General features: G+C 41.2%; 6 protein-coding genes, 1 rRNA gene and 1 riboswitch. Of the genes, 4 read left to right on the top strand and 3 right to left on the bottom strand.

Going from position 1 to position 6,831, the window contains the following annotated elements:
• Positions 1-130 (bottom strand): 16S ribosomal RNA (locus tag C6Y06_RS04960); the annotation flags it as partial.
• Positions 131-565: 435 nt separating this feature from the next.
• A riboswitch (TPP riboswitch) is annotated at positions 566-667 on the top strand.
• A 98-nt stretch (positions 668-765) separates the two neighbouring features.
• On the opposite strand from C6Y06_RS04960, the gene thiT reads away from it, so the two are divergent.
• Complete coding sequence (gene thiT / locus C6Y06_RS04955) at positions 766-1,341, top strand: energy-coupled thiamine transporter ThiT (RefSeq protein ID WP_034659700.1); 576 nt, start codon at positions 766-768, stop codon at positions 1,339-1,341.
• Between the two features lie 240 nt (positions 1,342-1,581).
• Here the strand turns inward: thiT and C6Y06_RS04945 are convergent, their stop codons facing one another.
• Positions 1,582-2,136, bottom strand: a complete 555-nt coding sequence (locus tag C6Y06_RS04945; protein WP_106036569.1) for a GNAT family N-acetyltransferase — start codon at positions 2,134-2,136, stop codon at positions 1,582-1,584.
• A gap of 171 nt (positions 2,137-2,307) precedes the next feature.
• Between C6Y06_RS04945 and C6Y06_RS04940 the strand changes: the two genes are divergently transcribed.
• Genes C6Y06_RS04940 through ftsW form a run of 3 tightly spaced genes read left to right on the top strand, consistent with a single transcriptional unit; the run spans position 2,308 to position 5,251 of the window.
• On the top strand, positions 2,308-2,943 hold the full coding sequence (locus C6Y06_RS04940) for a helix-turn-helix domain-containing protein (protein ID WP_106036568.1): 636 nt from the start codon (positions 2,308-2,310) through the stop codon (positions 2,941-2,943).
• A 14-nt stretch (positions 2,944-2,957) separates the two neighbouring features.
• Positions 2,958-4,112: a rod shape-determining protein RodA gene (gene rodA, locus C6Y06_RS04935; RefSeq protein ID WP_106036567.1), complete on the top strand. Its 1,155-nt coding sequence runs from the start codon at positions 2,958-2,960 to the stop codon at positions 4,110-4,112.
• 5 nt (positions 4,113-4,117) lie between these two features.
• The gene (gene ftsW / locus C6Y06_RS04930) at positions 4,118-5,251 is read left to right on the top strand and encodes a putative lipid II flippase FtsW (RefSeq protein ID WP_106036586.1); all 1,134 of its coding nucleotides are present in this window, start codon (positions 4,118-4,120) and stop codon (positions 5,249-5,251) included.
• Between the two features lie 30 nt (positions 5,252-5,281).
• On the opposite strand, the gene floT is transcribed toward ftsW, so the two are convergent.
• Complete coding sequence (floT, locus tag C6Y06_RS04925) at positions 5,282-6,829, bottom strand: flotillin lipid rafts scaffold protein FloT (protein ID WP_106036566.1); 1,548 nt, start codon at positions 6,827-6,829, stop codon at positions 5,282-5,284.
• Positions 6,830-6,831: the final 2 nt, after the last annotated feature.

The raw sequence follows: 6,831 nt of genomic DNA, 5'->3' as shown, positions 1-6,831 counted from the left end.
AGGTTACCCACGTGTTACTCACCCGTCCGCCGCTAACATCCGGGAGCAAGCTCCCTTCTGTCCGCTCGACTTGCATGTATTAGGCACGCCGCCAGCGTTCGTCCTGAGCCAGGATCAAACTCTCCGAGGTATGCAGGATGCATATCACACATGCGTTGCTACACGATGTAGCGAACTTAGCATGTGATCATTTCCTGCCTCGCCAGTTTGACTGACTACCTATGATGTTTCATAGGATTTTTTTATAAAAACTCGAATTAACAGGTACGTTTTGTCTTGTTTAGTTTTCAAAGATCATCTTCATCGTCTCTCAGAGGCGACTTTATTAATATAACATTCTATCAAGATAAAGTCAACAACTTTTTTCTTTATGTTATTTAATAACCGCGCTGTTTTAGCGGCGAATACAAATATAACACCTTTCGAGAGAGGAAACAAGTATTTTTTCTAAATAATTTATTTTTCCTTATCTCTTCCTATATAATCATACAAAAATTGATTGCCACAGGAATTCTCTATTGTTGATCCTGAAGGTCTTTAGTATATTTATAATAGAAGAAAACTAAATAACCGCAGGGGGAGCTTTGTGCTGAGAGTGAACACTCGTTGTTCTGACCCTTTGAACCTGTCAGTTAATACTGAAGTAGGAATGTGGATTCAATTGAATACATGTGGTGTATTCAACTCGATATGTTTTTCTATGAATAACATACTCATCCTTACACGGTCTCTCCTTGCTCAATTCATGAAAAAGGAGATTTTTTTATGCAGCAATCAAATCAATTGGTACGACTGATGGAAATCGCAATTATGACTTCACTTGCACTTGTATTAGATTACTTATCAGGTCTCTTTTTAAGAATGCCAAATGGCGGATCTCTTGCGCTGATAATGATACCCGTCATTCTTATGTCTATTAGATGGGGAATATCAACCGGGTTTATCATTGGTGTGCTTATTGCAGGCCTTCAGCTGATGAATGGCCCTATTATCGCTACACCTGTTCAAGGATTTCTCGATTATTTCGTCGCATCTGTTGTCATTTCCCTAAGCGGTCTATTTTCTGGATTGATCAAAAAAGCCATTCAGGATCAAAAGCGAAAGCAGCAATTCTTCTATATTACCTTATCCGTATTTGTTGCAAGTTTCTTTAGACTGTTGACGTTCTTTATCTCTGGTGTTGTTTTCTTTTCTCATTATGCACCAAAAGGAACTCCAGGTTGGGTTTACTCTTTAATTTATAACAGCACATATATGGTTCCTTCATTTATTATTTGCAGTATCGTTCTTTGCATACTCATACCAAGTGCATCTCGTTTGGTTTTTCCTCACAAAAAATAACTGGCTGATTTCAGCTGGTTATTTTTTTATGCATAAATTGCCGCTCTATGGAATCTATTAATAGTAGAAGATTTCATGCTGGAGGTACGCCAATGAACCCTTACCCCATTATGCTGTGCTGTTATATTCTCAGTCTTGCTTATTTTTTGGCAGGTTTCTATGAAGCTTTAAAGATAGCAGGAATAAAAGGAAAAGTAGAAGCTTCTCCTCTTATCTCTTATATGCTGCTAGCTGTGCTTTTCACTTTTTTCTCTCATTATTATTGGAAACTGACGATTTAATTCGGTGTAGATGGTCATGTAATACAGGCAGCTCCCACCCATACCCTATTTCATTATACTTCTCGCCAGCCAGCTCGAACTGGCTGGTAACGACAAAATGAGGTTGAAGCTTTTGATAAAAATGCTTTGCCGAATTTTGTTCAAATACCCACAGCATTATATTCTGATACCCTTTCTCTATTAAATAACTCACTCCTTCTGCAATTAAAGCGATACCTGCTCCTGATTTCTGTTTCTCTTGCAATAAATAGATCGCGTAAAGTTCTCCATCATATGTTGAATAGCGCTCATCACGTTGTTTTCCAAAAGAAGCAAAACCAAATACCCCCTCGGCATCTTCTGCGACAAACGTCCCTTCAAGTGACCTTCTTCTCCAGCTCTCTTCTCGATCTTCTATATTTAAACCATCCAAATAATCCTGATTAATAATGCCTTGATAAGTCGTCTGCCAGCTCTTCACATGTATTTCGGCAATTTTAGGAATATCTTTTTGTACAGCATGCCTCACCTTCATCCGCGCCACTCCTTCTCACTGTTTTCACCCTATCTTCATTATGATAAATTCCTATTTCCTAAAATTCAATCAATAAAGGATATCCGTTGACATTTTGTCAACACACCTTTATATTGGGTACGACTTCTTCTATAGAAGAGTTGAAACATCATACAAAGGATGGCGTAAAAGATGGATTTTAAGACAACTGAGCTTGGGCCGCTCTTAAAGGAAAAATTGCAACAATGTTCTCTATCTTTAAGAGATCTCAGCACATACACAGGAATTGATAAAGCGACACTGTCTCGAATCATGAATGGAAAAAGAAAACCAACTTTGAATCACCTGCAGCGGCTTTCAGATTCTCTGAACATATCATTAGATCAACTATTGACTGCTGCAGGGTTTCCAGTCAAAAGCGAAAAGGTGCACGGTGATACGTTCATTCAAGCGGTAGAAGAGATCGAAAAAATACTGAAAGATCAGGACGTCTACGACGGTACATTTAGTCAGACCAAATTGAAACAAAAGTTAAACGAATACGAAGCCTATAGCCAAACAAACGAGGGAAAAGAAACGATCTCGGCAAATTTTGAGAAAAAGATGGAGACGCTAAGCGGCGTCGGACCATTCCTTCAACATTTGAAAAACATGTACAGCTTATTTATGACCGGACGGGGGACTTCTCGAGAATTAATGGTGATGGGGGGCGCACTCCTTTATTTCATTATGCCTGTTGACTTAATACCAGATTATATTTTTCCGATCGGCTATATTGATGATGCTGCGGCTGTGAAAATTGTCATAGACCAGCTGACAAATAGGTAGCAGGACAAGAAGCTATGAAAAAACAGTACAGCATTGACTTCGTACTTTTATTCACTGTGATTTGTTTATTTGTCATCAGCCTGATAGCTGTATATAGCGGATCGGGACAGTATGAAACGCAAGATATGTTTTATTTCGTCAAAAGACAAATTTTCTGGTATATCGTCGGTTTCGGCCTCATGGCAGCTGCTGCATACTTTGATTATGAACTGCTTGAGCGTTTATCTTTTCGGTTATTTGCAGGTGGTATTTTCCTCATTATTCTCGTGCATTTTTTCGGAACGAGTCAAAACGGATCCCAAAGGTGGATCAGCTTCGGTTCAATCAAAGTTCAGCCATCAGAGTTCATGAAAATTTTTGTGATCCTGCTGCTAGCGGCTGTCTTGAACCAATACAAGCATCAGCGATTTTCGTTTAAAGAAAGCATCATTCCTACAAGTAAAGTCGTTTGCTGGACCTTTGTCCCTTTTTTCCTCATCTTAATTCAGCCTGATTTAGGGACAGCGCTCGTGATATTATCCATCGCCTTTACACTGATGCTTGTGTCAGGGATTTCTAGCAAGATGATGGCCGCATTAATGGCTACTTTTCTTACACTTCTTGCATTTTTGGTCTACTTGCACAATGAGCACTTTGAGCATTTTACAAAAATCATTAAGCCTCATCAGCTTGATCGCATTTATGGCTGGCTCTCTCCTGATGAATTTGATTCAACATACGGGTATCAGCTGAAACAATCGATGCTCGGCATTGGATCAGGTCAATTATCAGGAAGCGGTTTTACACAGGGGCATCAAGTACAAGGAGGTAATATCCCTGAAGCGCATACGGATTTTATATTTGCCGTTATTGGTGAGGAGTTTGGTTTTATCGGCGCCTCCCTTTTGATGTGTTTGTACTTAATGATGATTTACCGAATCATTCATGTGGCTATGCATGCTAATACGCTTTATGGATTGTACATATGTGCGGGAGTCGTTGGGCTGATCGTGTTTCAAGTTTTCCAAAACGTAGGGATGACAGTCGGTTTAATGCCTGTGACGGGACTCGCGCTTCCTTTTATCAGCTATGGGGGCAGTGCGCTTTTGACCAACATGATCGCCATTGGCCTCGTGTTTAGCGTCAATCTTAGGTCATCATCCTATATGTTTGGGCGCAATTGGAATTGAAGATGATGACATTTCTTCTATCTCATCTCAAAAGAGTCGACCGCATTCTTGTTGGAACGATTGTGTTCCTCTGTTTATTTGGTTTACTGATGGTTTACAGTGCGAGTTATCCTTTAGGAGAAGTGAAGTATGAAAAGGGCAGCTATTTCTTCATCAAACAATGGCAATGGCTCCTGATTGGGGGATTCTTTTTCTTCATTGCCGCTCTGTTCCCTTATCAGATTTATCGTAAATGGATTCGGTGGCTTGTTATGCTGTCATTGTTATGCCTGATCCTAGTCCTGCTTCCTGGAATCGGTGTTGTCAAAAACAATTCCCAGCGCTGGGTTCAGTTGGGCTCTCTCATGCTCCAACCTTCTGAAGCTGTGAAACTAGTGATGGTGATCTATTTTGCCTATGTGTACGCGAAAAAACAGGCGTACATTACATCTTTTAAAAAAGGCGTACTGCCGCCACTCATTCTTTTAGGTCTTGTTTTTTTGTTGATCTTAAAGCAGCCTGATTTAGGCACAGCTGTGTCTATTTTATTAAGCTGCGGCATCATTTTATTATGCGCTGGGCTGAAAACGCACCATCTCATTTTGCTAGGATCGACTGCGGCAGCAGGTATCACATTTTTTGCAGTGACAGCTCCTTATCGTTTGAAGCGGCTGACTTCTTTTCGTGATCCTTTTCAGTATGAAGATGGAGATGGATATCAGCTGATTCATTCGTATCTCGCAATGAATTCAGGCGGGCTGACAGGGAATGGCTTAGGCGGGAGCATTCAAAAGCTAGGCTTTCTTCCTGAAGCCCATACGGATTTTATCATGGCCATCATCAGTGAAGAGCTGGGAATCATGGGGATTTTGTTTGTGATTGGTGCATATCTACTCATCATGTATCGCGCTATGCGAATTGTGCAGGCTTTACACGACCCTTTTGGAAAGCTGTTAACGATCGGGCTCACGTTTCAAATCATGCTCCAAGCAGTCTTTAATTTAGGCGCTGTCTTTGGTCTTCTTCCAATCACAGGCATTCCGCTTCCCTTTATTAGTTATGGCGGCTCCTCCCTAGTGTTCATGATGATATCTGCTGGTATTCTCGTGAATCTTTCTTCATATGTAAAGAGGAATCCATACTGGGCAAATGCCAAATAGACACCTTCTGATGGAAGGTGTCTATTGATTTTATTCTTCTATTTGAGTATCAGCGATCTCTTTTTTTCTTGGTTGTTTGATTTCATTCGTTAGTTCCTGAATGCTTTGCTTCACATTGCCTTTGCCGGAAAAGTTCTCAATAATTTCTTTGACATCAATTCCAGAGGATGCTTTCAGGCTTTCTTGCAGACTGGACATGAGGTTTGTAGCATAGCCAGTGACTTTATTGGCACCGCTGCCTTCGCCGTTACCTCCCGTATCCACAACAGTAATTTTATCAATGTTAGAAAGTGGTGCAGATACTTGCTTCGCATATTCAGGAAGCATTTTCACAATCATATCAAGGATTGCTGCCTGACCATACTGTTCGAATGCTTCAGCGATTTTCTCTTTGGCTTCGGCTTCCGCAAGTCCTTTCAGTCTAATGACTTCTGCTTCGGTTTCCCCTTTCGCACGATCAGCTTCCGCTTTGGCAAGCCCGTCAATTCGGACTTTCTCAGCTTCTGCCTTTGCCATTGCTTCAATGCTGTATTTCTTGGCATCTGCTTCAGCGAGGCGTTTCGCTTTTTCCGCCGCAGCTGACTGCTCAACAGCATAACGATCCGCATCTGCTTTCTTTTTCACTTCAGAATCGTATTGACGCTCACGACGCTGGATCTCTTTTTCTTCCAATTCAATTTGCTTCTGACGTTCAATGATTTTCACTTGCATTTCTTGTTCAGTTACGTGCTGACGGTTACGAGCTGTTTCAAGATCGTACGCTTGGTCGGCACTTGCTTTCGCTGTATCCTGTTCACGTCTGAATTCTGCTCTTTTCAGCTCATTGACCTTTTCTGCTTCAGCGATTTCAGTAGCACGCTCAAGCTCAGATTTCTTCGCATCTTTATCTGCTTCGGCACGTTTGATACGTGTTTCCTTATCCGCTTCAGCTGTTGCAATATCTGCATCGCGTTTCACTTGGGCAATTCTCGGTTTACCTAGTGATTCTAAATAGCCATTTTTATCACGGACATCTTTGATCGTGAACGACACAATGACGAGGCCCATTTTCGCTAAATCTTGAGAAGCGACACGCTGTACTTCTTGAGAAAATTTTTCTCTGTTTTTATAAATCTCTTCGACTGTCATTGATCCTAAGATGGAGCGAAGGTGTCCTTCTAGTACTTCTCTCGCTTCGTTTTCGCGGTCTTCTTTCGTTTTACCTAAAAATTGCTCTGCAGCAGTAGCAATTTCTTCAATCGATCCGCCAATTTTAATGATGGCCGTTCCGTCCGCCATGACTGGTACACCTTGTTCGGTATAGACTTCAGGCGTTGAAACATCTAGCTTGCTAGATAGTAAGCTGAGCGGCTCTGCTTGTTGAAAAACAGGGAGCACAAAGGTACCTCCGCCTCTTACAATCTTAATCTTGTTTCCACCTTCATCCACGTGGACATTTTTACTTCCTAGGTAACTTCCTGTGACAATTAACGCTTCATCTGGACCTGCTGTCCGGTATTTCGAAACAAATACACCAATAAGTGCAATAAGAATCACAAGCACAATTCCAATGATAATCAAAATGGTTGTTCCTGGCATAG

It is taken from the genome of Bacillus sp. MZGC1, from assembly GCF_002998605.1.
Lineage (GTDB): Bacteria > Bacillota > Bacilli > Bacillales > Bacillaceae > Bacillus.
The sequence above is the reverse complement of the archived record's forward strand: the minus strand, read 5'-3'. Positions and strand labels throughout refer to the sequence as shown.

Excerpts from the sequence above, each read along its gene's own strand:
- thiT (WP_034659700.1), top strand. The coding sequence starts at position 766 with ATGCAGCAATCAAATCAATTGGTACGACTGATGGAAATCGCAATTATG.
- C6Y06_RS04945 (WP_106036569.1), bottom strand. The coding sequence starts at position 2,136 with ATGAAGGTGAGGCATGCTGTACAAAAAGATATTCCTAAAATTGCCGAA.
- C6Y06_RS04940 (WP_106036568.1), top strand. The coding sequence starts at position 2,308 with ATGGATTTTAAGACAACTGAGCTTGGGCCGCTCTTAAAGGAAAAATTG.
- rodA (WP_106036567.1), top strand. The coding sequence starts at position 2,958 with ATGAAAAAACAGTACAGCATTGACTTCGTACTTTTATTCACTGTGATT.
- ftsW (WP_106036586.1), top strand. The coding sequence starts at position 4,118 with ATGACATTTCTTCTATCTCATCTCAAAAGAGTCGACCGCATTCTTGTT.
- floT (WP_106036566.1), bottom strand. The coding sequence starts at position 6,829 with ATGCCAGGAACAACCATTTTGATTATCATTGGAATTGTGCTTGTGATT.